Below are 24,686 nucleotides of genomic sequence, written 5' to 3'. Positions count from 1 at the left end.
CGATGGGCCTGTACCTGCTGGTCCGCGCGGCGGTGCTCGTCGTGAGCACCGCCGTCGCCTCGGTCGTCGTCTTCGCGGTCATGGCGGTGCTTCCCGGCGACCCGGCCGAGGTCGCGCTGGGTGTCAACGCCACGGCGGAGGCGGTGGCGGCCAAACGCGCCGAGTTCGGCACGGACCGGTCCCTGACCACCCAGTTCCTGGACTGGGTGTCGGGCCTACCGACCGGTGACTTCGGCGTCTCCTACGTCACCTCGGACCGCGTCGGTCCGCAGATCGTGGACCGGCTGGGCGTGACGCTCTGGCTGGTGCTGTTCGGGATGCTGATGGCCATCGTGGTGGCGGTGCCGCTCGGCACCGCCGCCGCGGTACGCCACCGCAGCGTCGGCGGGCTGCTCCTGTCCGGGCTCAGCCAGGTCGGCGTGGCCGTGCCGGCGTTCCTCGCCGGCATCCTGTTGGTGTTCCTGTTCGCCGTCACCTGGCAGGCTCTTCCGTCGGGTGGCTACACCCCGCTGGGAGAGGACCCGGCCACCTGGTTCCGGCAACTGCTGCTTCCGTCCCTCTCTCTCGGCCTGGTGCAGGGCGCGGTACTCAGCCGGTACGTCCGATCCGCGGTGCTCGACGTCATGCGGGAGGACTACATCCGTACCGCCCGTGCCAAGGGACTCGGGCTGTACCGGGCGCTGTGGAAGCACGGCGCGCGCAACGCCGCGATCCCCGTGGTCACCGTGCTCGGTCTGCAGCTGGCCACGCTGCTGATCGGGGCCGTCGTGGTGGAGCGGGTCTTCACCCTGCCCGGCCTGGGCAGTCTCCTGCTCGACGGTGTCGCCAACCGCGACCTGCTGCTCGTGCAGGGCACCGTCATGGTGCTCGTCGTCGCCGTACTCGGCATCAACTTCCTGGTCGACGTCCTGTACGCCCTGCTCGACCCGAGACTGCGGGGGGTCCGATGACCGCACTCGACAACCTTGCCGCCCCCACGGACCGCGCCTACCGGCGATGGCGCCGTGTCAACGCCAGCATCATGGTCGGCGGCACTCTGGTGGCACTGGTGGTGCTGGCCGCCCTGACCTCGTTCGTCTGGACGCCGCACGACGCCGTGCACGTCGACGCGGCGCACCGGCTGGCACCCGCGTTCAGCGACGGTTTTCTCCTCGGCACGGACAAGTTCGGCCGGGACGTGGCGAGCCAGGTGATGGTGGGTGCCCGCACGACGCTCTTCGTCGGGATCGTGGCGGTGGGCGTCGCCGCGGTCATCGGCACGCCGCTCGGTGTCCTCGCCGGCATGGCCGGCGGCTGGCTCAGCGAGGTGGTCATGCGGGCCAACGACCTGCTCTTCGCGTTCCCCGCGCTGCTGCTCGCGATCATGCTCGGCGCGGTCTTCGGCGCGAGCACCCTCACCGCCATGATCGCGATCGGGGTCGCGACGATCCCGGCGTTCGCCCGCGTCGCCCGCGGCCAGACCCTCGGCGTCATGCACACCGAGTACATCCTCGCCGCCCGCGCCGCCGGGCGCTCCCGCCTCGCGATCGCACTGCGCCACGTGCTGCCGAACATCGCCAGCATCCTCATCGTCCAGGCGTCGGTGTCGTTCGCCATCGCCATCCTGGCCGAGGCCGCGCTCTCGTTCCTGGGCTTCGGCACCCGACCACCCACCCCCTCCTGGGGCCGCATGCTCCAGGAGTCGCAGGAACTCCTGTTCTCGACGCCCCGCCTGGCGTTCGTGCCCGGCGTCGCCATCGCCCTCGCCGTACTCGGCTTCAACCTGCTCGGTGACGGGCTGCGCGACTGGCTGGACCCCAAGCTGCGGGAGCACCGATGACGGCCACGGCGCAGGCATCCGGCACCGGGACCGCGACGGACGCCGTGCTGGCGGTCGACGACCTCGGCATCCGGGTAGGTCCGGTTCCCCTCGTGGAGGACGTCTCGCTCACCATCGGCAGCGGCGAGCGGGTGGGGTTGATCGGTGAGTCCGGGTCTGGCAAGTCCCTGACCGCGCTGGCGCTGATGGGCCTGCTGCCCGAGGGCCTGCGGGCCACCGGATCGATCCGCCTGCGCGGAATGCCCGAGAACCTGCTGCGGACCGGCGAACGCCAGCTCGCGAAGGCCCGCGGCAGGACCGTGTCCATGGTGTTCCAGGAACCGATGACCGCGTTGAATCCGGTGATGCGCATCGGCGACCAGGTCGCGGAAGTGATGCTGCTGCACCGCACGCGAAAGAGCCGGGCCGAGGCGGCCGCGGCGGCGGTCGAGCTGCTCGACAGGGTGCGCCTGCCGGACCCTAGGGCGACCGCCCGGGCCTTCCCGCATCAGCTCTCCGGCGGCCAGCGCCAGCGTGTGATGCTCGCGATCGCCCTGGCCAACGACCCGGCGCTGCTGATCTGCGACGAACCCACGACGGCCCTCGACGTCACGGTGCAGGCGCAGATGCTCGACCTGATCCTGGAGCTGGCCGCCGAGCGGGACACCGCGCTGCTCTTCATCACCCACGACCTGGCTGTCGTGGCCACGGTCTGCCAGCGCGTCCTGGTCATGTACGGAGGCCGGGTGGTGGAGACCGGCGACGTGTACGACGTGTTCACCGCGCCCCGGCACCGCTACACCGAAGGTCTGATCGCCGCCTCCGACCTGACCGTCGTCGACGAGCGCGGCCGTCTCCGGACGATTCCTGGAGCCGTGCCCAACGGCGGCGAGTTCCCGGACGGATGCGTCTTCCGCACCCGGTGCGGCAGCGCGACCGACCGGTGCGAGCGGGCACCGGACTGGTCCGGCACCCCCGCGCGGGGGTTCGCCTGCTGGCACCCGGTGGGGGAGGACCGATGACCGAGACGCCCCAGATCGGCCCGCCCGAGTCCGCCCGCCTCACCGCTGACGCGGCGCCGGTGACCGGGAGCACCGGACCGGACCTGGTGATCAGCGCCCGGCAGGTGACCCGCCGCTACCGGCGTCCCCGCCGCTCGCTGACCCGGCCCGGCCCGGTGGTCGATGCGCTCCGCGGGGTCGACCTCGACGTCGCCTACGGGCAGCGGCTCGGCATCGTGGGCGAGTCGGGCTCGGGCAAGTCGACCCTCATCCGGCTCCTCGCCGGGCTGGACCGCCCGACCTCCGGTTCCATCAGCTTCGCCGGGCGGGACATCACCCGGCTGCCGGACCGGTCTCTGAAGTTCCTACGCCGTGACCTGCAGATGGTCTTCCAGGACCCGATGAGCTCACTCGACCCCCGCATGACCGTCCGTGACATCGTCAGCGAACCCCTCGTGGCGCTCGGCCACCCGAACCTCAAGGCCCGGGTAGCGGAACTGCTTGACGCCGTCGGGCTCCCGGCGGCAGCCGCCAACCGGTACCCGCACCAGTTCTCCGGCGGTCAACGACAGCGGATCTCGATCGCCCGAGCGCTCTCCCCGCATCCGAAGGTCCTGGTCGCCGACGAGCCGGTCAGCGCCCTCGACGTCTCGGTCCGGGCGCAGATCCTCAACCTGCTGATGGACCTCGTCGACGACTTCTCGCTGACGCTGGTCTTCGTCTCCCACGACCTCTCGGTCGTCCGGCACCTGTGCGACACGGTCGTCGTGATGCACGAGGGCGAGATCGTCGAACGCGGCCCCACCACCGCCATCTACGAGCGCCCGACCCACCCCTACACCCAGGCGCTGCTCGCCGCCGCGCCCACGCTGCGCCAGGCCCTCGCGGCCCACGCGGCGGACAGAGACCGGAAGGAGCCGCAGCACCGATGAGCGTCTCGGCCCAGGTTGACACCATCCGCATCGACGAGGAGGGCGTGGTCGCCTTCACCCAGGCTCTGGTACGCATCCCCAGCGTCAACGACCCCGCCAGCGGCCGGTCCGAACAGCCGGCCGCCGACCTCGTCACCGCCAAGATGCGCGAGTTCGGCTGGGATCCCGTCGTCTCCGAGGCCGCGCCCGGCCGCCCCAACGTGGTGGCCGTCGTGAACGGCGGCGGTGGCGACGGGCCGACCCTCATGTTCGAAGGGCACACCGACGTCGTCACCGAGGGTGCTCTCGACACCTGGACCGTCGACCCGTACGGGGCGGAGATCCGCGACGGGCGGCTCTACGGCCGTGGCTCCGCGGACATGAAGGCCGGTGTGGCGGCCATGCTGTACGCGGTCCGCGCCCTGCAGCTGGCCGGGCCGTTCCCCGGCCGGATCAAGGTGTGCGCTCTTGCCGACGAGGAAGGGCTGATGCTCGGCGTCCATCACTTCGTGGACTCCGGGCTCGCCGCGGACGTCGACGCGGCGATCGTGTGCGAACCCGAGGCCGGCGAAATCTGCCCGGTGTCCAAGGGGGCGATCCGGTTCCGGGTGGACTTCCACGGTCGGATGGCGCACGGCGCCATGCCGCAGCACGCCCGCAACCCCATCCGTACGGCCGGAGCCTTCGTGCTGAAACTGACCGAGCTGGAGCAGGAACTCCAGTCCCGGCACGGCGAACATCCCCACCTCGGCCTGCCGTACGTCACCCCGACGGTGGCCACCGCGGGCGACCTCGACCAGATCAACGTGATCCCCGCGTACGCGACCGTCGCGATCGACGTCCGCACCGTGCCCGGAGTGGACCACCCGTCCCTGGTCGAGCGGGTCCGCGGCATCGCCACGGCGCTGGGGGCGGACGAGGAGGTGCGCGCCGAGGTCGCGGTCCTGGTCGACCGGCCGCCGGTCGACACGCCCGTCGACGCCCCGGTGGTCGCCGCGCTCGCCGAGGCGCACACCGTCGTGACGGGTGAGGAGCCGACGTACGGGGGAGTGCCGGGCACCACCGACGGCACGATCCTCACCGCCCGCGGCGGCGTGCCGAGTGTCGTCTACGGGCCCGGCGGCAAGTGGATCGCCCATCAGGCCGACGAGTACGTCGAGCTCGCCGACATCGTCCGCTCCACCAGGGTCTACGCCGAGGCGGCCCGCCGGTTCCTCAACGCGCCCCACCCGGTCGGTGGGCGGTGACCGCCCCGATGCGACCCGGACCGAGCAACACCCTGACCGACGTCGCGGGTGTCCGCGCCGGTCACCATCAGCGGACCGGCGGCGGCTGGCTCACCGGGACGACGGTGGTGGTCGCGCCGCCCGGCGGGGCGGTCGCCGGCGTCGACGTCCGTGGCGGCGGCCCCGGCACGCACGAGACCGACGTGCTCGACCCGCGAAACCTGGTCGACCGGGTGCACGCGATCGTGCTCGGCGGCGGCAGCGCGTACGGCCTGGCCGCTGTCGCCGGTGTGGTGGACCGCCTAGCGGATGCCGGGATCGGCTTCCCCGTCGGCACCGAGCCGGGCCAGGTGGTACCGATCGTTCCCGCCGCGGTCCTGTTCGACCTCGGTCGCGGCGGCGACTTCCGCGCCACGCCCGGCCCGGACTTCGGGGCCGCCGCCTACGACGCCGCGACCGACGGGCCGGTCACCCTCGGCACGGTCGGGGCGGGCACCGGTGCGGTGGCCGGTGGCATCAAGGGCGGTGTCGGCTCGGCCAGCGTGGTCGTGGACGGCGTGACCGTCGGTGCGCTGGCCGTGGTGAACGCGGTCGGCTCGACCGTCGACCCCGCCACCGGCGAGCTGTACGGAACACGGTTCGGCCTGGCCGGCGAGTTCGACGGCGTTCGCCCGCCCGACCAGCGCGAGCGTGCCGCTGCCCTGGAGGCTGCCGAAGCGCCGGCGGCCGCCAGCCGCGGCGTCGCCGCGTCGTTCCACACGACGATCGGTGTCCTGGCGACCGACGCGACGCTCACCAAGGCCCAGTGCCAGAAGCTGGCCGGCATCGGGCACGACGGCATGGCCCGCGCCATCCGGCCGGTCCACTCGATGTTCGACGGCGACACCGTCTTCGCCCTGGCGACCTGCGCCGGTCCGGGCCTCGACCCGGTGGCGTTCAACGCGGTGCTCGCCGCGGCCGCGGACGCGTTCGCCCGGGCGGTGGTCCACGGCATCCTCGCGGCGGGCAGTGCCGGGGGTTACCGCGCGTACGCCGACGTCTTTCCCAGCGCCGTTCAGGGATGGAGGCGATGATGAGCCTGTCCGAGGCACCGTTCCCGGCCGGCCTGCCGGTCGGCGATGGTTGGGTCCCGGCGCCGACCGCGCCCGTGCGTTTCCCGTACGACGGGTCCGCGGTCGCCGAGGCACCGCTCGGCGACGCCGAGCTGGCGCGTACCGCGCTGGACGCCGCGGTGGCCAGTGCCGACACGGTGGCGCGACTTCCCTCGCACGTCCGCCGGGCGGCGCTGCTGCACACCCGCGACGCGCTCGCCGCCCGGCGCGAGGAGTTCGAGCGACTGCTCGTGCTGGAAACCGGAAAGCCGTTGGTCGACTGCCGGACGGAGGTGGCCCGTACCCTCGTGACGCTGGAGACCGCGGCCGAGGAGGTGGCCCGGCTGCACGGCGAGACGGTGCCGCTGGACCTGCTGCCCTCCGGCGAGGGACTGATCGGGTTCTGGACGCGCCGGCCGATCGGCGTGGTGGTCGGCATCGCCGGGTTCAACTATCCCCTGCTGCTCGCCACCCACAAGATCGCGCCAGCCCTCGCGGCCGGCTGCCCGGTGGTGTGCAAGCCCGCGCCGCAGACGCCACTTGCCACGCTCTGGCTGGTGCACCTGCTGCGCGAGGCGGGCGCGGCGGTGGGGCTGCCGCCGGAGGCGGTGCAGCTCGTCACCGGTGGCGTGGACGTGGGGGAGACGCTGGTGACCGACCGGCGGGTGGGAGCCGTGTCGTTCACCGGGTCAGCCGCCGTGGGACACACCATCGCCCGGGCGGCCGCACCGACCAAGGTCCTGCTCGAACTCGGGTCCAACGCCGCCCTGGTGGTGGCCGCCGATGCGGACCTCGCGGCCGCCGCCGACGCCGTGGTGCGCGGGGGCTACTACGCCTCCGGCCAGGCGTGCATCTCAGTGCAGCGGGTGCTGGTGGAGGCGCCGGTCGCCGCGGAGTTCCTCGGACTGCTGACCGATCGGGTCTCCGCCGTGACCGTGGGCGACCCGCGTGACGAGGCGACCCGGGTCGCGGCGCTGATCGACGCGCGGTCGACCCGGCGGGTCCGCGACTGGATCGGCGAGGCCGTCGCGGCGGGCGCGAAGATCGTGGCAGGCGGTGACGGCGACGGGCAGATGCTCCGGCCGACGGTCCTCGCCGACGTGCCGGACGGCTTGGCCGCGTGGGACGAAGAGATCTTCGGCCCGGTGGTGTGCGTACGCGAGGTCCCTGACATCGACAGCGCGTTCGACGTGGTCAACCGATCGAGGTACGGCCTGCACGCGAGCGTCTACACCCGGTCGCTGGCGACCGCCTTCGCCGCGGTCGAGCGGCTGCAGGTGGGCGGGGTCGTGGTGAACGAGGTGCCGGGATTCCGCGCCGACAACATGCCCTACGGCGGGATCAAGGACTCCGGCATCGGCCGGGAAGGTCCCCGTTTCGCGGTGGAGGAACTTACCGTGACCCGGATGGCGATCATCCGGCCGGCCTGAACCCCCTGTCGACACCATGGGCGCGCACCACGAGGCCTGCCCATGAGCAACTGCCGAAGAGGATGAGGAGTGAGCCATGCCCGCGTACGAAAAGCTGTTCCGGCTCGACGGTCGAAGGGCTGTGGTGGTTGGCGCCGGCAGCGGCATCGGCCGCGAGTGCGCCCGGGCGCTGACGGCGCACGGTGCCGAGGTCATCTGCGCCGATCGCGACGCTGAATCCGCCGCCCTGACCGCCCAGATGGCCGACGGTTCCCCGTACGTTCTGGATGTTCTGGATCCTTCGGCAGTGTCCCTGGCCGCGGCTGACCTGGGCGATGTGGATGTCTTGGTGTTCACCGCCGCCACGAACGTCCGTAAGCGTCTGCTGGACTACACGCAGGAGGAGTTCGACCGGGTCGTCGGGCTCAACCTTGCCGCCTCCTTCGCGCTGGTCAGGGCGTTCGGCGCCGGGATGGCGGAGCGAGGTAGGGGCAGCATCATCGGCTTTTCCTCCATCCGCGCCTACACGGTGGAACCAGGTCAGGGCGTCTACGCGGCGACGAAGTCCGGTCTGGTGCAGCTGCTGCGGACCGCCGCCGCCGAACTCGGGCCGCGCGGTGTCCGGGTCAACGCGGTCGCCCCCGGTGTCGTGGAGACGCCCCTCACGGCGCAGATCAAGGCCAATCCGGAGTGGTACGACGCATACGCCGCCAAGAGCGCACTCGGGCGCTGGGCACGACCGGAGGAGATGGCGGGTGCTGTGGTCTATCTCGCCAGCGACGCCGCGAGTTTCGTCACCGGCGCCTGCCTGATCGTGGACGGCGGATGGACCGCAATCGACGGCCGTTTCGAGCCTCCCAACTGAACCTGCTGAGGCGACGGCCCATTCGCGGCGCTGGAGATCCCCGGGTAGTTGACCGAGTCGCGGCGTGGTTGCTCGGCCAGCCGGGAGCCAACGCGCAGCCGCACTTCGTGGTCGATCAGGCTGCCCGGATGGTCCTCGAGTTGCGCAAGGACGGCCATACCGTGCTGCAGCACCGCGCCGCCGGTCAGAGCACGCCGGCGTCGCCGCCCGCCGAACGCCCTTGACGCCGGCGCACCGGCCCACCGCACGATGGCCGAGCTGCGCGGGTGAGCCGTAAAGCCGGTATCCCTGGTGAAGGAGGCCGCTGACGCGGGCGCAGAAGTCGGCGTCATCGGGTCCGGTGACAAGCCGGTAGCCCGCACCCGGCGAACGGGTTCACGTACGCCCGCTGTGGCTGGGGCGTATAGCCCCCGCCTCGGGGCCGGGCGATAATTCCCGTGTGCTCGCGCCGTATGGAGAACACTCCGCCTGGGCTCGTATCGTCCTGGCCGCGAGCGTCGGTGCCTTCGTGGTGGGCGAGGCTCCGCAGGCGTTCCGCGTACGGCACGGCGCGACCCGTATCAATCTGCGGGCGGAGACACTTTTCCGGGCGATGTTCTTCGGTGGAATCCTGCTGCTACCTGCCGGACGAGCGGTCACACCCGGCGCCACGATCGGCGGGCCGTGGCTGTTCTCGCTCGGGGTGGTGATCGGGTGGCTCGGCCTGCTGCTGCGTTGGTGGGCCTTCGTGACCTTGGGAAAGTACTTCACCGTAGTGGTGAAGACCAGTGAAGACCAGCCCGTCGTGGACAGCGGCCCGTACCGGGTGTTGCGGCACCCGAGCTACACGGGCCTGCTGCTCGCCTTCGCCGGATGCGGCCTGATGCTGGGGAACTGGGTCGGCACTGCCGGTGGGGTGGTCGTAATCTCGATCGCTCTCATCTATCGGCTTCGGGGCGAGGAGCGCGCCCTGATTGCTGCGCTCGGCGACCGCTACCGAGACTTTGCAGCAGACCGTGCTCGCCTCATTCCCCATGTCTGGTGACTTCCGGAGTCGGTCGCAAACAACCTTGCAATATCAACCCGACTTAACGTCAGGGCGAGCCTGACACCGGGCGACGTGGCGTGGTTGGCCGACAACCACGCAGCGCGCCGGCGTCCGGGACGGTCAACTCGTCCAGTTCGGCGCTCCCCACGACGGCAGGCGATGCCGCACTCCACGGCGTGACGCTGTTGGTAGACCTGTGGGACGAACGACCGTGGCCGGCCGCCGCGGGATCCTTTGTTGCGCCGGTGGGCGTCCTGGTCGACCTTACTCGGCATGCATGCCTTGATTCCGCGCCGGCGCAGGTGGTCGCGGTTGCCCCGGAAGGTGTAGGCCCGGTCGGCGATGACGCGGCGAGGTCTGTGCCTTCCTCGACCGGGTCGCCGCCAACCTGCCCGCCGCGCAGCGCCGGCCCTGGTGGTCGGCCGCTGGCTGCTCGTTATGCCGCAGACGGGAGGTCTTGCGGAGCAGTTCGTATACAACATACGCTCCCCGAATCGCCCACTCGAGGAGCTCCCAATGACGAACCTCAGTGAACCGAGCCTGCGAAGGCTCCATCCATTCCGGGCAGCTGTGGCGGCGGTCGCCGTCGCCTGCACCGTCGTAGCGTGCTCGCCGGTGTCCAAGGACGAGGGCGGCGCCAATTCCGGCGACAACCAGGCGGCAGGACAGGACAACTTCGGTACGCCGGCGGACCCGGCCGCGGTGAAGAAGGGCGGCAAGCTGGTCATCGCCCTCTCCGCGGAGCCCGACGCGCTGGACCCGACGTTGTCGCGCAGCCTCTACTCGCGCTACGTCTTCCAGGCGATCTGCCAGAAGCTCTACGACGTGAACGAGCAGGCGCAGGTCGTGCCGCAGCTGGCCACCGCACTACCGACCGTCAGTGGTGACGGTAAGACGGTCACCATTCCGCTGCGCCAGGGCGCGCGCTTCGCGGACGGAACGCCGTTCGATTCCGCCGCGGTCAAGGCCACCCTGCAACGGCACCTGACCAACGCCCGGTCCGCGCGAAAGAGCGAGCTCGGTCCGATCGACACCGTCGACACGCCCGATGCCAACAGCGTCGTGATCCACCTGAAGCAGCCGTTCGCGCCCCTGGTCGGAGCGTTGGCGGACCGGGCCGGCATGATCATGAGCCCGAAGGCGCTGCAGAGCCTGGGCGACAACTTCGCCAGCGCGCCGGTCTGCGTCGGGCCCTTCAAGTTCGCCAAGCGGGTGCCGCAGAACTCCATCGACGTGGTGCGAGACCCGAACTTCTACGACGCCACCAAGGTCAACCTCGACGCCATCTCGTGGCACATCCTCAGCGACGCGAGCATTCGGGCCGCCAACCTGCGTTCCGGCGACGCTCAGGTCGCCGACAGCATCTCCACGCAGGACTACGGGGCGTTGCGCGGAGACTCGTCGCTCAGCGTCCTGCAGTCGCAGTCGCTCGGGTACCAGGGGCTCACCTTCAACATCGGCAATGTCGACGGCGTCGGCACCACGCCGAAGCCGATCAACCGCCCGATCGCGCAGAACGCCAAGGTCCGGCAAGCCTTCGAGTACGCCCTCGACCGGAAGGCACTGGTCCAGGCCGTCTTCAACGGACTCAACGCCCCCGCCTGCTCGCCGGTCTCGCCCGCGAGCCCGTTCTCGTCCGAGGAAGCGCAGGCGTGCCCCCAGCACGATCCCGCCAAGGCCAAGCAGCTGCTGTCCGAGGCCGGCGTTCAGACGCCCTACCCGGTGGCGATGCTCATCTCGAACACGCCCGACTCGCTGCGCCTCGCGCAGGCGCTGCAGGCCATGGTCAAGGACGGCGGATTCGACCTCAAGATCAACCCGGTGGAGTACTCCTCTCTCCTCGACGAGCAGGACCGCGGCAACTTCGAGCTGCTGCAGCTGGGCTGGAGCGGGCGGATCGACCCGGATGCCAACATCACCAACTTCGTCGGCACCGGCGGCAGCCAGAACGTCTCCGGCTACAGCAACCCGCAGCTCGACGCCGCGCTGACCCAGGCTCGGCAGTCGAACGACCTCGAAGAGCGCAAGAAGCTGTACGGGCAGGCGGTGACGATCCTCCAGCAGGACGACGCGCTCATCTACCTCTACCGGCAGCGGAACCTGACCGCCGTCTCCAAGACGATCCAGGGCCTGCAGGTCTTCCCCGACGGCGTGATCCGCGCGGCCTTCGCCGGATTCACCAAGTAGGTCGCCCCGTGGCTCGGTATCTGCTCACACGCGCCTGGCACTCAGCGTTGACGCTGCTGCTGTCGACGGTCGTGGTGTTCCTCGGGGTGCGGGCACTGCCCGGGGACCCGGCCCTCGCCCTCGCGGGCGAGGACCGGTCCCCGGAGGCACTGGAGGCCATCCGGCATCACTACGGGCTCGATCAGCCGCTTCCCATCCAGTTCGCGCAGTACGTGGGACGCGTCGCGCAGGGCGACTTCGGGGTGTCGATCCGAACCGGGATACCGGTCTCGTCGATGCTCACGACCGCCCTACCCGTCACGGTCGAGCTGTCCCTCCTGGCGATCCTCCTCGCCGCCGCGCTGGGTGTCGGGGCCGGGGTGCTCGCGGCGGTCCGCCGCGGGCGTCCCGCCGAGTGGCTGGCCAACGGACTGGCCCTGGTGGGATTGTCCGTGCCGCACTTCTGGCTCGGACTGCTGGCGATCCTCTACCTTTCCGTGGCGGCGGGGCTCTTCCCGGCCTCCGGATTCGTGCCACTGCTGCAGGACCCCGCGGGAAACCTGCACCACATCGTCCTGCCGGCCGTCATTCTCGGCACCGGCCTCGCCGCCATCATCATGCGGCAGACGCGGTCGGCGATGCTGGAGGCGCTCTCCTCGGACCACGTCCGTACGGCGAAGGCGAAGGGTCTCCGGCCACGGGCGGTCATCACCCGGCATGCCCTCCGGAACAGCCTCATCGTGGTGGTGACGATCGTGGGCCTGCAGCTCGGCGGCCTGATCTCCGGGGCGGTCGTCACCGAGCAGATCTTCGGGCTGCCGGGCTTCGGCAAGATGACCATCGACGCGGTGTTTCAGCGGGACTATCCGGTGATCCAGGCGGTGGTCCTGCTCACCGCGACGGCGTACATCGTGATCAATTTCCTGGTGGACCTGCTCTACTCGGTCATCGACCCACGTATCCGGGTGACGGGGGAGCCGGCATGACCGTCCTCACCGTACCGATGGCGGAGGCCGGCGCGGCCGGCATCAGCCGGCGCACCCGGGTCCTCCGGCGACTGCGCCGGAACCCGCTCGCCGTCGTGAGCTTCGTCGTGCTCGCGCTCGCGGCCGCCGTCGCCCTGCTCTCGCCCTGGATCGCTCCCCACGACGTCCAGCAGACCGATTTCGCCCACACGTTCTCGCCGCCGGGCACCCCCGGTCACCTCTTGGGGACCGACGACCTGGGCCGGGACGTCCTGTCCCGCATCATGCTGGGGGCGCGGGCCTCCCTGCTGGTGGCACTCCTGGCGGTGGCCACCTCCTTGATCATCGGGGTGCCGCTCGGACTGGCCGCGGGCTATTTCCGGTCCTGGGACGCGGTGATCTCGCGCTTCACCGACCTGCTGCTCGCGTTCCCGTTCCTGATCATGGCGGTAGGGTTGGCGGCCATCCGGGGCGCCAGCCTCACCAACGCGGCCGTGGCCATCGGGATCGCGCAGATCCCGGGCGTGATCCGGGTGGTGCGCTCGGACACCCTACGGCTCAAGTCGCTGGACTTCGTCGCCGCCGCCGTGGTGGACGGGGCGAGTGACCTGTGGGTGCTCGCCCGGCACGTCCTGCCGAACGCGACGTCGGTGATCCTGGTGCAGGCCACCGTCGCGATCCCGGCCGCGATCCTGGGCGAGGCGGTGCTGTCGTTCCTGGGCCTGGGCATCCAGCCCCCGTCCCCCAGCCTGGGCACCATGCTGGCCTCCGCCCAGCAGTTCGCGGCCCGCGCGCCCTGGGCAGCGGTCCTGCCCGGCGTCGTGATCATGGGTCTGGCGCTGGCGTTCAACGTCTTCGGCGACGCCCTTCGGGACGCCCTCGATCCGAAGGGAGACCGGCGATGACCACTGTCGAACGGGCGGCCGCATCCTCCGCCGCGGTCGGGACGCCCGTCCTGGACGTACGCGATCTGTCGGTCTCGTTCACCACCGAGGGCGGGACCGTCTCGGCGGTGGACCGGGTGAGCCTGGAGCTCGCCTCCGGAGAGATCGTCGGGATGGTGGGCGAGTCGGGCTGCGGCAAGAGCGTCACGGCGATGAGCATCGCCGGCCTGCTGCCCGACAGCGCCCGGGTCTCCGGCTCCGTCCGGCTGGAGGGCACCGAGCTGGTCGGCGTTCGGGAGTCGGTGCTGCGCCGCGTGCGCGGCAAGGAGATCGCCTACATCTTCCAGGAGCCGATGACCTCGCTGAACCCGGTGCTCACCGTGGGGCGGCAGATCGGGGAGGTCCTGCAGGTACACGAGCGGATGTCCAAGCGGGCCGCCCGGGCCCGCGCCGTCGAGCTGCTCTCGCTCGTCGGAATCCCGTCCGCCGCGAAACGCGTCGACAACTACCCGCACCAGCTCTCCGGCGGCATGCGCCAGCGCGTGATGATCGCGATGGCGGTGGCCTGCGGCCCGAAGGTGCTGGTGGCCGACGAACCCACCACCGCCCTGGACGTCACCGTCCAGGCCGGCATCCTGCAGGTGCTCCGGGACCTGCGGGACCGGCTCGGCACCACCATCCTCGTCATCACCCACGACCTCGGCGTGATCGCCGACATCGCCGACCGCGTCGTCGTCATGTACGCCGGGCGGGTGGTGGAGCGGGCACCGGTCACCGACCTGTTCGCGCATCCGTACCACCGGTACACGGCCGGGCTCCTGGCGGCTTCGCCGACACCGGGCAAGCACGCCGGTACCGAGCGGCTGCAGGAGATTCCCGGCCTCGTACCCGTCCTGTCCACCCAGCCCGACGCCTGCACCTTCGCGGATCGCTGCCCCGCCGCCGACTCGCGGTGCCGGGAGGCCGCGCCGCCCCTCGAAGCGGTCGGAACCGCGGTGACGGACCACCTAGCGGCTTGCTGGCATCCCTGCCCGGCGCCGCGGACGCAGCCCCAGGAGACAACCGCATGACGCCGCAACCGCACGCCCTCGAACTCGAGGGCCTGGTGATGCACTTCGGGCCGGTACGGGCCGTGGACGGGATCACCCTCACCATTCCCAAGGGCCGGGTCACGGCGCTGGTGGGGGAGAGCGGCTCGGGAAAGTCGACAGTGGGCCGGTGCGTGGTCCGGCTCGAGAAGCCCACCGCGGGCGTGGTCCGGATCGCCGGGACCGATGTCACCCACCTGACCCGGCGACAGCTACGCCAGCACCGCAATGACGTGTCGATCGTCTTCCAGGACCCCGCCGGCTCGCTGGACCCGCGCATGCTGGTCGGCGAGATCGTGGCCGAGCCGTTGCGGCTGTCCGGTAAGCGGATCACCCGACGCGACCGGGAGGCCCGCGTCGCCGACGAACTCGGCAGGGTGGGCCTGCGGGCGGAAGTTGCGCGCCGGTATCCGCACGAGCTCTCCGGGGGCCAACGTCAGCGGGTCAGCATCGCCCGGGCGCTGATCTCCGAGCCCAAGCTGCTCATCGCCGACGAACCCACGAGCGCCCTCGACGTGTCGGTGCAGGCGTCGGTGCTCAACCTCCTCGCCGACCTGCAACGCGACATCGGGTTCGCCTGCCTCTTCATCACCCACGACCTGTCCGCGGTCGAGTACCTGGCCGACGACATCGCCGTCATGTACCTCGGTCAACTCGTGGAGCAGGGCCCGCGCGAGCGGATCTTCGCGCGCCCGGCCCACCCCTACACCCAGGCGCTGCTGGCGGCGGCGCCGGTGGCCGACCCGGTCCGTCAACGGCAGCGTCAACCGGTGCTGCTCGGCGACGACCTGCCCTCCGCGCTGGATCCGCCGTCCGGCTGCCGCTTTCGCACCCGGTGCCCGCTCGCGTTCGACCGGTGCGCCACGGAGGTACCCGCACAGGTGGCGTTCGGCGGCGGCATGGCCGCCTGCCACCTGGTCCAGCCCGACGGCACCCGGCCCGACGTCCGGGCCGCCGCCGACTCGAGTGAGGTGTTGTCATGACGTTCACCACCAGGCCGACCCTGCAGGGAACCTTCGGGATGGTGTCCTCGACGCACTGGCTCGCGAGCCAGTCCGCCATGGGGATCCTCGAGCGCGGTGGGAACGCCTTCGACGCCGCGGTCACCGCCGGATTCGTGCTGCACGTCGTCGAACCACACCTGAACGGGCCCGGCGGTGAGGTGCCGGCAATCGTCGCCACCGCGCACGACCCGACCCCGAGGGTGCTCTGCGGGCAGGGGCCGGCGCCGGCCGGCGCCACCATCGCGCACTTCCGCTCCCTCGGGATGGACCTCATCCCCGGGTCCGGCCCGCTCGCCGCGGCCGTCCCCGGCGCCGTGGACGCCTGGCTCCTGCTGCTGCGCGACCACGGCACACTCTCCCTCGAGGAGGTGCTGGAACCGGCGATCGGCTACGCCGGCGCGGGCCACCCCCTGATCGGCCGGGTCGGCGACACCGTGGCCGCCGTGCGGTCGCTGTTCGAGGAGCACTGGCCCACCTCCGCCCAGCTCTGGCTCCGCGACGGCCGGCCGCCGGCGGCGGGGGAGCTGTTCACCAACCGGGCGTACGCGCAGACCCTGCAACGGCTGGTCGACGCCGGCCGGGCAGCGGGCTCGGACCGGGAGGCGCAGATCGAGGCCGCACGTCGCGCCTGGGGTGAGGGCTTCGTCGCCGAGGCGGTCGACCGGTTCAGCCGGGAACCCTTCCAGGACTCCAGCGGACGCGCGCACGCCGGTCTCGTCACCGGCGCGGACATGGCTGCCTACTCGGCCACCTGGGAGGAAGCGACCACCCTCGACTGGCACGGCTACACGGTGGCGAAGACCGGCTTCTGGGGGCAGGGGCCGGTGCTGTTGCAGACCCTGGCGGTCCTCGACGCGCTCGACGACACCGGGGCGTACGACCCGTCGACCGCGGCCGGCATCCACGCCCAGGCCGAGGCCCTCAAACTCGCCTTCGCCGACCGTGAGGCCTGGTACGGCGACGGTCCCGTGCCCGCGAAGGCGCTGCTCTCCCGCGAGTACGCGCGGGAGCGGGCCGGCCTCATCGGGGACCGCGCGTCAGCGGAACTGCGACCGGGCCGCCCCGAAGGCGCCGAGCCACGCCTCCCGGCTCACGTACGACGCGGCGCCGGACGCCGGGTCGACCTCGCGGACCCCACGACGGGCGAGCCGACGGTGCAGTCGGACGGGGTGACCCGGGGCGACACCTGCCACGTCGACGTGGTCGACCGCTGGGGCAACATGATCTCCGCCACGCCGAGCGGCGGCTGGCTGCAGAGCTCTCCCACCATTCCGGACCTCGGCTTCCCCCTCGGCAGCCGGCTCCAGATGTTCTGGCTGGAGGAAGGTCTCGCCTCGTCGCTGGCGCCGGGACGCCGGCCGCGCACCACGCTGAGCCCGACCATGGTGCACCGCGACGGGAAGCCCGTCCTGGCGTTCGGCACTCCTGGTGGCGACCAGCAGGACCAGTGGCAGCTGCTGTTCCTGTTGCGTCATCTCGCCGGAGGTCGGCCCCTGCAGGAAGCCATCGACGCGCCGATGTGGCACACCCTCAGCCTGCCGGCCTCGTTCTACCCGCGCGACAACGAGCCCGGTGTCCTCGTGGTCGAGGACCGGCTGGACGAGGATGTCCTGGCGGCGTTGCGCGCGCAGGGGCACGAGGTGCGGCTGTCCGGCGCGTGGAGCCTGGGTCGCCTCTGTGCGGTGACCCGCGATCCGGACACCGGCGTGCTGGCGGCCGGAGCGAACCCGCGTGGCATGCAGGGCTACGCCTGCGGCCGCTGACGCCTCAGCGGGTTCCGTATCCGGCCTCGGCGTTCTCGTACGCGGCAGCGGAAGCGGCATCGAGATGGGCCAGTGCGGCCCGCTCGGCCCGGTCACCGTCACCCGACTCGATGGCGTCGACCAGTTGGATGTGCTCGGCCCACGAGTGTGGTGCCCGTTCCGCGGCGCCCAGCCGGAAGACCCACTGCACATGGAGGTAGAGCGCCTTGGCGATCGACAAAAGCCACGGGTTGCCGCTGATCTCGAGGATCCGCAGGTGCAGGGCGCTGTTCAGCTCGGCGACCCGGGCGAGGTCCTGCTGCTGCGTCGCCTCGCGGCCCTGCTCCAGCAGGCCCCGCAGGGCGGCCACGTCCGCCGCCGTCGCCCGCTCGGCCGCCAGCCGGGCGGCCAGCGACTCCAGGCGCTGGCGGACGGCGAACATGTCCGCCACGGTCGCACTGCTCGGGGAGGCGACCACCGCCCCGCGGCGGGGCAGGATCACGACGAAACCCTCCGCCTCCGCGACGCGCAGTGCCTCCCGGACCGGGTTGCGGGAGACGGCGAAGTCCTCGGCCAGCCGATCCTCGGTCAGCCGCTCGCCCGGAAGGTAGTCGCCGTTGATGATGGCGGTCCGCAGTGCGGCGAGGACCTGATCGCGTAGCGGCAGGTGTTGAGCGCCCAGCTTGCCTCGCAGGTCATCTGCCAACCTGACCGCCTCTCCGTGAATCGTCCAGGCAGAGCGTATACGAAGAACAATTTGGGAAGGATAGCCGACCGTGCTGAAAACAGTGCCATCCGTCATGCGCCTGCGCGCCGCGGTGACGGGGAACCGGAACCTCGCGCGGCGGCGGCAGGCCCTCGTTGTCGTGCTCACCTTCCTGACCGGTAGCGCCGACGCCATCGGCTTCCTGGCCCTCGGTGGAGCTTTTTCCAGCGTCATGACGGGCAACATGGTCCTGCTCGGGCTCTCGGCGGGCAGCGGCGACGCCGACCTCGCCCTGACCTCCGGCTGCGCCATTCTCAGTTTCATCACCGGCGTCCTCGCCGGCGCCCGCCTCGCCGGCTCGGCGCAGCCGGACGACCCCGTCTGGCCCCGCCGGGTCACCCACACGCTCGTCCTGGAACTCCTGGTGTTCGTCGTCTTCCTCGTCGTCTGGGTGGTCAACCTGCACAGTCGTTCGGAGCAGGTCGATCTTGGGCTCTTGATGCTGTCGGCAGCGGCGCTGGGCGTCCAGAGCAGTGCCATCCAGCGCTTCGGCGTACCGGGCCTCTCCTCCACGTACCTGACCGGCACGCTCACGAGCCTGATCGCGGGGGTCGCTGCCCGGAACCCATGGCACAGCCTGCGGCCCAAGGCCCACGTCCTGCTGGCCCTGATCACCGGCGCCGTCGTCGGTGCGCTGATGGCCAGGCACCTGCCCGCATGGTCGCCGGTGCTGTTGATCGCGCCACTCGTGCTCGTCATCGCCGCGTCGACGCGCATGGCGGAATAGCATCGAGGCGGTTGCCGAGCTGACGCAGGGCGGTGTGGTGGCCGGTGCCGCGGTGGCGTTGCTGGTCGTAGTAGGTGGAGGCGATCAGCGCGGCGAAGGCCTGCGCGCTGGTGTCAGCTCACCGTGCGCCGCACATGACCGCCAGGATCAGAGACCCTGCGCGAGCCGGTGGTAGGCGTTGTTCCACCTCAGCTCGCGGGTGAAGCCGCGCGTCGTGGTGGTCTCGTCGATGTAGGCGAGCTCGACGCCCGCCATCTCGGCGAAGTCCTCCAGGTGTTCACGGGTCAGCGCGGTGGAGAGCACGGTGTGGTGGGGGCCTCCGGCGGTGAGCCAGGAGGTGGTCGAGGTGCGCAGGTCCGGACGGGGCGCCCAGACCGCTCGGGCGACGGGGAGCGCGGGAAGTGCCTCGAGCGGCCGGACGAGATCGATCGCGTTGCCCACGAGGCGGAAGCGGTCGCCCATGTCGGCCATGCCGACGACGAAGCCGTCGCGGGGGGCGGCGTCGAACACGAGCCGGACGGGGTCCTCGCGGCCGCCGATACCGAGCGGGTGGATCTCGAGGCGGGGCCGGGCCGCGGCGATGGACGGGCAGACCTCGAGCATGTGTGCGCCGAGCACGAGCTGACGGCCGGGCTCGAGGTGGTAGGTGTAGTCCTCCATGAAGGAGGTGCCGCCGGGAAGGCCGTCGGCCATCACCTTCAGGGTGCGCAGCAGGACCGACGTTTTCCAGTCGCCCTCACCGCCGAAGCCGTAACCGTCGGCCATAAGCCGTTGAACGGCGAGGCCGGGCAGCTGGCGCAGGCCTCCGAGGTCCTCGAAGTTGGTGGTGAACGCCCCGTAGCGGCCCTCGGTGAGGAACTGCCGCAGGGCCAGCTCGATCCGGGCGCCGTAGCGCAGCGACTCGCGCCGCTCCCCACCGGCCCGCAGCTCGGGACTGACGTCGTACAGCTCGTCGTACTCCTTGACGAGGGTGTCGACGTGGGAGTCGGTGACGGCCTCGACGACGGCGACGAGGTCGTTGACCCCGTGAGTGTTGACCGAGACGCCGAAGCGGCGCTCGGCCTCGACCTTGTCGCCCTCGGTGACCGCGACGCCCCGCATGTTGTCGCCGAAACGCACCAGCCGCAGGCCGCGCACCTCGGCGAGCCCGACCGCCGCGCGTGCCCAGACTGCGACGGCGGCAACGGTATCGGGATCTGAGACGTGGCCGGCCACCGTCTTGCGCACGACACCGAGGCGGGACTGGATGTAGCCGAACTCGCGGTCGCCGTGTGCGGCCTGGTTCAGGTTCATGAAGTCCATGTCGATCGTGCGCCAGGGCAGGTCGCGGTTCGCCTGGGTGTGCAGGTGCAGCAGCGGCTTCTGCAGGCGCTCGAGACCGGAGATCCACATTTTCGCGGGGGAGAAGGTGTGCATCCAGGCGATGACCCCGGCGCACGCGTCGTCGCTGCTGGCGTCGAGCATGACCCGGCGGATCGCGTCGGTGTCGGTGAGCACCGGTTTGGCGACGACGTCGGCGACGATCGCCTCGCTGGCCGCGAGGGCGTCGGAGATCACCTTCGACTGCTGGGCGACCTGGGCGAGGACGTCCTCGCCGTAGAGGCCCTGACTGCCGGTGAGGAACCAGATCTGGGGGCGCGCGCTCATGGGACGGCGTTTCCCTTCTGTCCGTAGACGTTCTGATAGCGGTCGTAGAGGATGTCGATCGCGGCGGGGGCGAGTCGCGGCGTGACGCCGAGCTGCTGGGCGATGTGGACGGTGCGGGCGACGTCCTCGAGCATCACGGCCACCTTCACCGCGTCGCGCGGAGTCGCACCGATGGTGAACGGGCCGTGCCCGCCCATGAGCACGGCCCGCGAGCGGCTGTGGCGGAGGGTCTCGACGATTCCGTGGCCGATCGAGTCGTCGCCGATGAGGGCGAACGGCCCGACCGGTATGTCACCGCCGAACTCGTCGGCAACCATGGTGAGCACGCACGGGATGGGCTCCCGGCGCGCGCACCACGCGGTGGCGTAGGTCGAGTGGGTGTGCACCACGCCACCCACCTCGGGCAGGTGCCGGTAGACGTAGGCGTGTGCCGCGGTGTCGGATGACGGTTGGTGCTCGCCGTGCACCAGACGTCCCTGGAGGTCGGTGACGACCATCGTCTCGGCCGACAGTTCGTCGTAGGAGACACCTGACGGCTTGATCACCATCAGGTCGGTGTCGGGCACCCGGGCCGAGACGTTGCCCGCGGTCCAGATCACCAGCTCGTTGCGGGTCAGCTCGGCGTGCAGCCGGACCAGCTCCTCGCGCAGCACCTCGATGGCGTGCCGCACCTGTGCGGTCGTGGTGGTGGTCACCGGAGGGCCCTCCTGCGGATCGCCTTGAGCCGCCGCATGACGTCGGTGCCGCCCCGTCCGAAGTGGTCGTGCAGCGCGCGGTACTCGGCGTAGAGCCCGTCGTAGGCGGCTGAGTTCTCGGCCACCGGCCGGTAGGCGCCCACCTCGCGGCCGCCCATGGCGGCCGCCGCGTCGCGGATGTCGGGGTAGGCGCCCGCGGCGACCGCGGCGTGGATCGCCGACCCGAGCGCCGGGCCCTGCTCGGAGGTCACGACCGACAGGGGCATGCCGAGCACGTCGGCGTAGATCTGCATGAGCAACGGGTTCCGGAGCAGGCCGCCGGCGACGATGAACTCCTCCACGGGTACGCCCGCGTCGCGGAACGCCTCGACGATGGTGCGGGCGCCGAACGCCGTGGCCTCCAGGAGCGCCCGGTAGGTGTCCTCGGGGCGGGTGGCGAGGGTCTGGCCGACGACGAGGCCGGAGAGCTCGTGGTCGACGAGCACCGACCGGTTGCCACTGTGCCAGTCGAGGGCCATGAGCCCGTGCTCGCCGATCGCCTGCTTCGCGGCGAGGTCGGTGAGGTGCTCGTGTACCGAGATGCCCTGCTCCTGGGCCGCGGCGTGGTACTCCGGCGGCACGCCGGTCCGGACGAACCACCCGAAGATGTCGCCGACACCCGACTGACCCGCCTCGTAGCCCCACAGGCCGGGGACGATCCCGCCGTCCACGACACCGCACATGCCCGGGATCTCGCGCAGCACGGCTCCGCTCACCACGTGGCACGTCGAGGTGCCCATGATCGCGACCATCTGGCCCGGCTCCACCGCCTGCGCGGCGGGAGCGGAGACGTGGGCGTCGACGTTGCCCACCGCCACCGCGATGCCCTCCGGCAGCCCCGTCCACGCCGCGGCCTCGGCGGTCAGCCGACCGGCCGCCTCGCCGAGCTGGCCGATCGGCTGGGCGATCTTCTCCGCCACGAACCCGGCGAAGTCCGGGTTGAGCGCGGCGAGGAACTCCCGGGACGGGTACGACCCGTCCTGGTAGATCCCCTTGTAGCCGGCCGTGCACGCGTTGCGGACGTACCTGCCGCACAGTTGCCACACGATCCAGTCCGCGGCTTCGACGAACCGGTCCATCGCGCTGTACACCTCGAGGGCTTCCTCGAGGATCTGAAGGCCCTTGGCGAACTCCCACTCCGAGGAGATGAAACCGCCGTAACGGGCCAGCCACGGCTCCCCGCGCCCGGCGGCGAGGGCGTTGATCCGGTCCGCCTGGCCCTGCGCCGCGTGGTGCCGCCACAGCTTGACGTACGCGTGCGGGTTCGCGGCGAACTCCGCCGTCTCGCACAACGGGGTCCCGTCCGCGAAAGTCGGGACCATCGTGCACGCCGTGAAGTCAGTCGCGATCCCGATGACGCCGGCCGGGTCCACGCCCGCGGCGCGCACCGCCTGTGGGACCGCGGTCCGCAGCACGTGCAGGTAGTCGGCCGGCACCTGCAGCGCCCACTCCGGCGGCAGCTTGTCACCCGTGCCCGGCAGCACCGTGTCCACCACGCCGTGTGGGTACTCGCACACCGCCGAGCCCAGCTCCGCACCGTCGGACACGCGCACCACCACCGCGCGACCGGACAGCGTGCCGAAGTCCACGCCCACCGTGTAGGTGCCGGTAGGTGCTGTCATGACTCCTCCGAGCCCGGGTCGGGGGTGTCGAGGCCCGACGGTGCGGCCACGGGCAGCCACACGCGCATGGTGGACGGGCCCCGCTCGGCCCAGTCGTGGTACGGGATCAGCGGGACGTCGAACGACCTCGAGGGCACGGGCTCCAGCGAGTGCTCGGCGTAGGGCCAGGGGAGATCGGGCCCGGGTTCCGGTGCCGCCGCTACGAGACGTACCCGTGGTCGGCCGTCGTGGTCGTCGAGGCCGGCTCCGGCGTCGATCCGGACGTCCGCGACGTCGGTGACTTCTCCGCTGCTGACGACCTCCAGGTCGATGGACTCGAGGCAGTAGACCTCGGGCCCCCGTTCGACGGCGACCTGGCCGCGCACCGCGTCGATGCGGGGATCGGGGTGGGTCAGGCGCGGTCGCATCGGCAGAACCAGCTCGACCACGTCGCCGGCGTGGAAGGAGCGACGCGCGGTCACCCACCCGGGCTCGGCGTCTGTGGTGCTGACTCCACCGGCTGCCGTGGTCACCGTCAGCCGGGCCCCACCGGCCCACTGCGGCACCCGGATCGAGAGGGTCCACGGGTCAGCGGCGTCCCGGGTGGCGGTGAGGCGAACCGACCCCGAACGGGGGTAGTCGGTCTGCACGTCGAGGGCGACGGACTCCCCGTTGTCCAACCGGGTCCGGATGCTGCAGCTGGCAAACTGGTGGATCTGGACGCCCTGTGCGTCCGCGGTGGCGACCAGCGCGTCGAGACTGGCGAGAGTGCGCGCGACGTTGGGCGGGCAGCAGGAGACCGAGAACCAGGGCGCCCGTAGGGAGGATTCGGCGCGCAGTGAAACCGTGTCCGGGTCCGGTACGGCCCCAGGACTGCGCTGGTGCAGGGTGTTGGCGTAGTAGAACGCGGTCCCGGACGCGGAGGGCGACGTGGCGACCACGTTGTAGAGCGTCCGCTCGATAAGGTCGCCGTAGCGCGTTTCGCCGCAGGCCAACAGCAGGCGCCAGCTGAACATGATCGAGGCGATGCTCGCGCAGGTCTCCGAGTAGGCCCGGTCCGGCGGGAGCACCCAGTCCTCACCGAAGGCTTCGTCCTGATGGTGGGAGCCCTGGCCGCCGGTGAGGTAGGTACGCCGGGCCACCGTGTTGTCCCACTGGGTGGCCAGGGCGGAGAGAAGCTCGTCGTCGCCGGTGTCGACGGCGACGTCGACCGCGCCGGCCGCCAGGTAGTTGGCCCGGACGGCGTGGCCGCGCAGCACCTCGGCCTGGCGCACCGGGATGTCGTCCTGGAAGTACTGCTGGCCCCACTCGATCGGACGCAGCGAGCCGGTGCCGCGCCGGGCGACGAACAGCTCGGCCTGGCGCAGGAAACGCTGCTCTCTGGTGACGCGCGCCAGCTCCGCGAGCCCGACCTCGATCTCGGGATGTCCGCACACGCTCTGGATGCCCTCGTCGCCGAAGACCTCGCAGACCAGGTTGGCGGCGCGGCGGGCGATGGCCAGCAGGTCGTCGCCGGCGTCCGGTCGCGTGCGGGCTCGGGCCACCGCGGCCTGGAACAAATGGCCGAGGCAGTACAGCTCGTGGCCCCACTCGAGGTCGGACCACCGTGGTGCCTGCCCGGGCCGCCCGAAGTTGGTGTTGAGGTACCCGTCGGGTTCCTGCGCCGGGGCGATCCGGCCGACCACGTCCCGGAAGGCGGCCTCCAGCGTGTCGTCACCGGTACGGCCGATCTCCCAGGCCAGCGCCTCGAGGTACTTGTAGATCTCCGAGTCGGCGAACTCGCGCCCGCGCCGGCCGTCGGGCAGGGAGCCGGCGGCGGCGAGCTCGAAGTTCCTGATCCAGCCCTCCCGCTCGAGCCAGTGACCGATGTGCGCCAGGGTGCGCTCGCCGTTGACCGACTGGCGCCTGGCCCAGAAACCCCCGGTGATGCGGACCTCGTCCAGGCCGAGCGGGCGCAGCCGCCCGGTCCTGGGGGCGGCGGGGACGAACCCGGTCCGACGGCGGCCGGTCGTTGGATCTGTGATCGTCATCGTG

General features: G+C 71.4%; 21 protein-coding genes and 2 pseudogenes. 16 read left to right on the top strand and 7 right to left on the bottom strand.

Annotated features, from left to right (window positions below; all coding sequences use genetic code 11):
• The first annotated feature begins 2 nt into the window (after positions 1-2).
• The 8 genes from NFX44_RS29620 to NFX44_RS29585 all read left to right on the top strand — a co-directional run bounded on the left by NFX44_RS29620 (position 3) and on the right by NFX44_RS29585 (position 8,301).
• Complete coding sequence (locus NFX44_RS29620) at positions 3-950, top strand: ABC transporter permease (RefSeq protein ID WP_262286897.1); 948 nt, start codon at positions 3-5, stop codon at positions 948-950.
• Positions 947-1,819 (top strand): ABC transporter permease, encoded by an 873-nt coding sequence (locus NFX44_RS29615; RefSeq protein ID WP_262286896.1) that lies wholly within the window; start codon positions 947-949, stop codon positions 1,817-1,819. Before NFX44_RS29620 ends, NFX44_RS29615 begins: the two co-directional genes overlap by 4 nt.
• Positions 1,816-2,820 (top strand): ABC transporter ATP-binding protein, encoded by a 1,005-nt coding sequence (locus tag NFX44_RS29610; RefSeq protein ID WP_262286895.1) that lies wholly within the window; start codon positions 1,816-1,818, stop codon positions 2,818-2,820. The genes NFX44_RS29615 and NFX44_RS29610 overlap by 4 nt, the downstream gene beginning before the upstream one ends.
• Positions 2,817-3,731: an ATP-binding cassette domain-containing protein gene (locus tag NFX44_RS29605; protein WP_262286894.1), complete on the top strand. Its 915-nt coding sequence runs from the start codon at positions 2,817-2,819 to the stop codon at positions 3,729-3,731. Before NFX44_RS29610 ends, NFX44_RS29605 begins: the two co-directional genes overlap by 4 nt.
• Positions 3,728-4,957 carry a M20 family metallopeptidase gene (locus NFX44_RS29600; RefSeq protein ID WP_262286893.1) on the top strand — a complete coding sequence of 410 codons (1,230 nt, stop codon included), beginning with the start codon at positions 3,728-3,730 and terminating at the stop codon, positions 4,955-4,957. The genes NFX44_RS29605 and NFX44_RS29600 overlap by 4 nt, the downstream gene beginning before the upstream one ends.
• An 8-nt stretch (positions 4,958-4,965) precedes the next feature.
• Positions 4,966-6,009 carry a P1 family peptidase gene (locus tag NFX44_RS29595; RefSeq protein ID WP_262286892.1) on the top strand — a complete coding sequence of 348 codons (1,044 nt, stop codon included), beginning with the start codon at positions 4,966-4,968 and terminating at the stop codon, positions 6,007-6,009.
• Entirely contained in the window at positions 6,006-7,457 is a 1,452-nt protein-coding gene (locus tag NFX44_RS29590; RefSeq protein WP_262286891.1) for an aldehyde dehydrogenase family protein, read from the top strand. Before NFX44_RS29595 ends, NFX44_RS29590 begins: the two co-directional genes overlap by 4 nt.
• Before the next feature lie 76 nt (positions 7,458-7,533).
• Entirely contained in the window at positions 7,534-8,301 is a 768-nt protein-coding gene (locus tag NFX44_RS29585; protein WP_262286890.1) for an SDR family NAD(P)-dependent oxidoreductase, read from the top strand.
• Positions 8,302-8,571: 270 nt separating this feature from the next.
• Here the strand turns inward: NFX44_RS29585 and NFX44_RS29580 are convergent.
• Positions 8,572-8,643: pseudogene (locus NFX44_RS29580) on the bottom strand (DUF1737 domain-containing protein); the annotation flags it as partial.
• Between the two features lie 97 nt (positions 8,644-8,740).
• Between NFX44_RS29580 and NFX44_RS29575 the strand changes: the two are divergent.
• Positions 8,741-9,325, top strand: coding sequence for an isoprenylcysteine carboxylmethyltransferase family protein (locus tag NFX44_RS29575; RefSeq protein ID WP_262286889.1), 585 nt, complete (start codon positions 8,741-8,743; stop codon positions 9,323-9,325).
• Between the two features lie 158 nt (positions 9,326-9,483).
• Here the strand turns inward: NFX44_RS29575 and NFX44_RS29570 are convergent.
• A pseudogene (locus NFX44_RS29570) lies at positions 9,484-9,675 on the bottom strand (IS5/IS1182 family transposase); the annotation flags it as partial.
• A 169-nt stretch (positions 9,676-9,844) separates the two neighbouring features.
• Here NFX44_RS29570 and NFX44_RS29565 point away from each other — a divergent pair.
• Genes NFX44_RS29565 through NFX44_RS29540 form a run of 6 tightly spaced genes read left to right on the top strand, consistent with a single transcriptional unit; the run spans position 9,845 to position 17,198 of the window.
• Positions 9,845-11,515, top strand: coding sequence for an ABC transporter substrate-binding protein (locus NFX44_RS29565; RefSeq protein ID WP_262286888.1), 1,671 nt, complete (start codon positions 9,845-9,847; stop codon positions 11,513-11,515).
• Positions 11,516-11,523: 8 nt separating this feature from the next.
• Positions 11,524-12,480 (top strand): ABC transporter permease, encoded by a 957-nt coding sequence (locus NFX44_RS29560; protein ID WP_151460301.1) that lies wholly within the window; start codon positions 11,524-11,526, stop codon positions 12,478-12,480.
• Entirely contained in the window at positions 12,477-13,364 is an 888-nt protein-coding gene (locus tag NFX44_RS29555) for an ABC transporter permease (protein ID WP_262286887.1), read from the top strand. The genes NFX44_RS29560 and NFX44_RS29555 overlap by 4 nt, the downstream gene beginning before the upstream one ends.
• The gene (locus NFX44_RS29550; protein WP_262286886.1) at positions 13,361-14,413 is read left to right on the top strand and encodes an ABC transporter ATP-binding protein; all 1,053 of its coding nucleotides are present in this window, start codon (positions 13,361-13,363) and stop codon (positions 14,411-14,413) included. Before NFX44_RS29555 ends, NFX44_RS29550 begins: the two co-directional genes overlap by 4 nt.
• Entirely contained in the window at positions 14,410-15,414 is a 1,005-nt protein-coding gene (locus NFX44_RS29545; RefSeq protein ID WP_262286885.1) for an ABC transporter ATP-binding protein, read from the top strand. The genes NFX44_RS29550 and NFX44_RS29545 overlap by 4 nt, the downstream gene beginning before the upstream one ends.
• Positions 15,411-17,198: a gamma-glutamyltransferase family protein gene (locus tag NFX44_RS29540; RefSeq protein ID WP_262286884.1), complete on the top strand. Its 1,788-nt coding sequence runs from the start codon at positions 15,411-15,413 to the stop codon at positions 17,196-17,198. Before NFX44_RS29545 ends, NFX44_RS29540 begins: the two co-directional genes overlap by 4 nt.
• Before the next feature lie 4 nt (positions 17,199-17,202).
• On the opposite strand, the gene NFX44_RS29535 is transcribed toward NFX44_RS29540, so the two are convergent.
• Positions 17,203-17,883 (bottom strand): GntR family transcriptional regulator, encoded by a 681-nt coding sequence (locus NFX44_RS29535; protein WP_262286883.1) that lies wholly within the window; start codon positions 17,881-17,883, stop codon positions 17,203-17,205.
• A 70-nt stretch (positions 17,884-17,953) separates the two neighbouring features.
• On the opposite strand from NFX44_RS29535, the gene NFX44_RS29530 reads away from it, so the two are divergent.
• Positions 17,954-18,670 (top strand): YoaK family protein, encoded by a 717-nt coding sequence (locus NFX44_RS29530; protein ID WP_262286882.1) that lies wholly within the window; start codon positions 17,954-17,956, stop codon positions 18,668-18,670.
• Between the two features lie 147 nt (positions 18,671-18,817).
• Here the strand turns inward: NFX44_RS29530 and araA are convergent, their stop codons facing one another.
• The 4 genes from araA to NFX44_RS29510 are packed head-to-tail and all read right to left on the bottom strand — an operon-like array spanning position 18,818 to position 24,682.
• The gene (gene araA / locus NFX44_RS29525) at positions 18,818-20,317 is read right to left on the bottom strand and encodes an L-arabinose isomerase (RefSeq protein WP_262286881.1); all 1,500 of its coding nucleotides are present in this window, start codon (positions 20,315-20,317) and stop codon (positions 18,818-18,820) included.
• Positions 20,314-21,012 (bottom strand): L-ribulose-5-phosphate 4-epimerase, encoded by a 699-nt coding sequence (locus NFX44_RS29520; RefSeq protein WP_262286880.1) that lies wholly within the window; start codon positions 21,010-21,012, stop codon positions 20,314-20,316. The genes araA and NFX44_RS29520 overlap by 4 nt, the downstream gene beginning before the upstream one ends.
• Positions 21,009-22,673 carry a ribulokinase gene (gene araB / locus NFX44_RS29515; protein WP_262286879.1) on the bottom strand — a complete coding sequence of 555 codons (1,665 nt, stop codon included), beginning with the start codon at positions 22,671-22,673 and terminating at the stop codon, positions 21,009-21,011. Before araB ends, NFX44_RS29520 begins: the two co-directional genes overlap by 4 nt.
• Positions 22,670-24,682 (bottom strand): glycoside hydrolase family 127 protein, encoded by a 2,013-nt coding sequence (locus NFX44_RS29510; RefSeq protein ID WP_262286878.1) that lies wholly within the window; start codon positions 24,680-24,682, stop codon positions 22,670-22,672. Before NFX44_RS29510 ends, araB begins: the two co-directional genes overlap by 4 nt.
• Positions 24,683-24,686 lie beyond the last annotated feature (4 nt).

It is taken from the genome of Micromonospora sp. MA102 (genome assembly GCF_025460765.1).
Taxonomy (GTDB): Bacteria; Actinomycetota; Actinomycetes; order Mycobacteriales; family Micromonosporaceae; genus Micromonospora; species Micromonospora halotolerans.
This window is presented reverse-complemented; position numbering and strand designations above follow the sequence as displayed.

Excerpts from the sequence above, each read along its gene's own strand:
- NFX44_RS29620 (WP_262286897.1), top strand. The coding sequence starts at position 3 with ATGGGCCTGTACCTGCTGGTCCGCGCGGCGGTGCTCGTCGTGAGCACC.
- NFX44_RS29615 (WP_262286896.1), top strand. The coding sequence starts at position 947 with ATGACCGCACTCGACAACCTTGCCGCCCCCACGGACCGCGCCTACCGG.
- NFX44_RS29610 (WP_262286895.1), top strand. The coding sequence starts at position 1,816 with ATGACGGCCACGGCGCAGGCATCCGGCACCGGGACCGCGACGGACGCC.
- NFX44_RS29605 (WP_262286894.1), top strand. The coding sequence starts at position 2,817 with ATGACCGAGACGCCCCAGATCGGCCCGCCCGAGTCCGCCCGCCTCACC.
- NFX44_RS29600 (WP_262286893.1), top strand. The coding sequence starts at position 3,728 with ATGAGCGTCTCGGCCCAGGTTGACACCATCCGCATCGACGAGGAGGGC.
- NFX44_RS29595 (WP_262286892.1), top strand. The coding sequence starts at position 4,966 with ATGCGACCCGGACCGAGCAACACCCTGACCGACGTCGCGGGTGTCCGC.
- NFX44_RS29590 (WP_262286891.1), top strand. The coding sequence starts at position 6,006 with ATGATGAGCCTGTCCGAGGCACCGTTCCCGGCCGGCCTGCCGGTCGGC.
- NFX44_RS29585 (WP_262286890.1), top strand. The coding sequence starts at position 7,534 with ATGCCCGCGTACGAAAAGCTGTTCCGGCTCGACGGTCGAAGGGCTGTG.
- NFX44_RS29565 (WP_262286888.1), top strand. The coding sequence starts at position 9,845 with ATGACGAACCTCAGTGAACCGAGCCTGCGAAGGCTCCATCCATTCCGG.
- NFX44_RS29555 (WP_262286887.1), top strand. The coding sequence starts at position 12,477 with ATGACCGTCCTCACCGTACCGATGGCGGAGGCCGGCGCGGCCGGCATC.
- NFX44_RS29550 (WP_262286886.1), top strand. The coding sequence starts at position 13,361 with ATGACCACTGTCGAACGGGCGGCCGCATCCTCCGCCGCGGTCGGGACG.
- NFX44_RS29545 (WP_262286885.1), top strand. The coding sequence starts at position 14,410 with ATGACGCCGCAACCGCACGCCCTCGAACTCGAGGGCCTGGTGATGCAC.
- NFX44_RS29540 (WP_262286884.1), top strand. The coding sequence starts at position 15,411 with ATGACGTTCACCACCAGGCCGACCCTGCAGGGAACCTTCGGGATGGTG.
- araA (WP_262286881.1), bottom strand. The coding sequence starts at position 20,317 with ATGAGCGCGCGCCCCCAGATCTGGTTCCTCACCGGCAGTCAGGGCCTC.
- araB (WP_262286879.1), bottom strand. The coding sequence starts at position 22,673 with ATGACAGCACCTACCGGCACCTACACGGTGGGCGTGGACTTCGGCACG.
- NFX44_RS29510 (WP_262286878.1), bottom strand. The coding sequence starts at position 24,682 with ATGACGATCACAGATCCAACGACCGGCCGCCGTCGGACCGGGTTCGTC.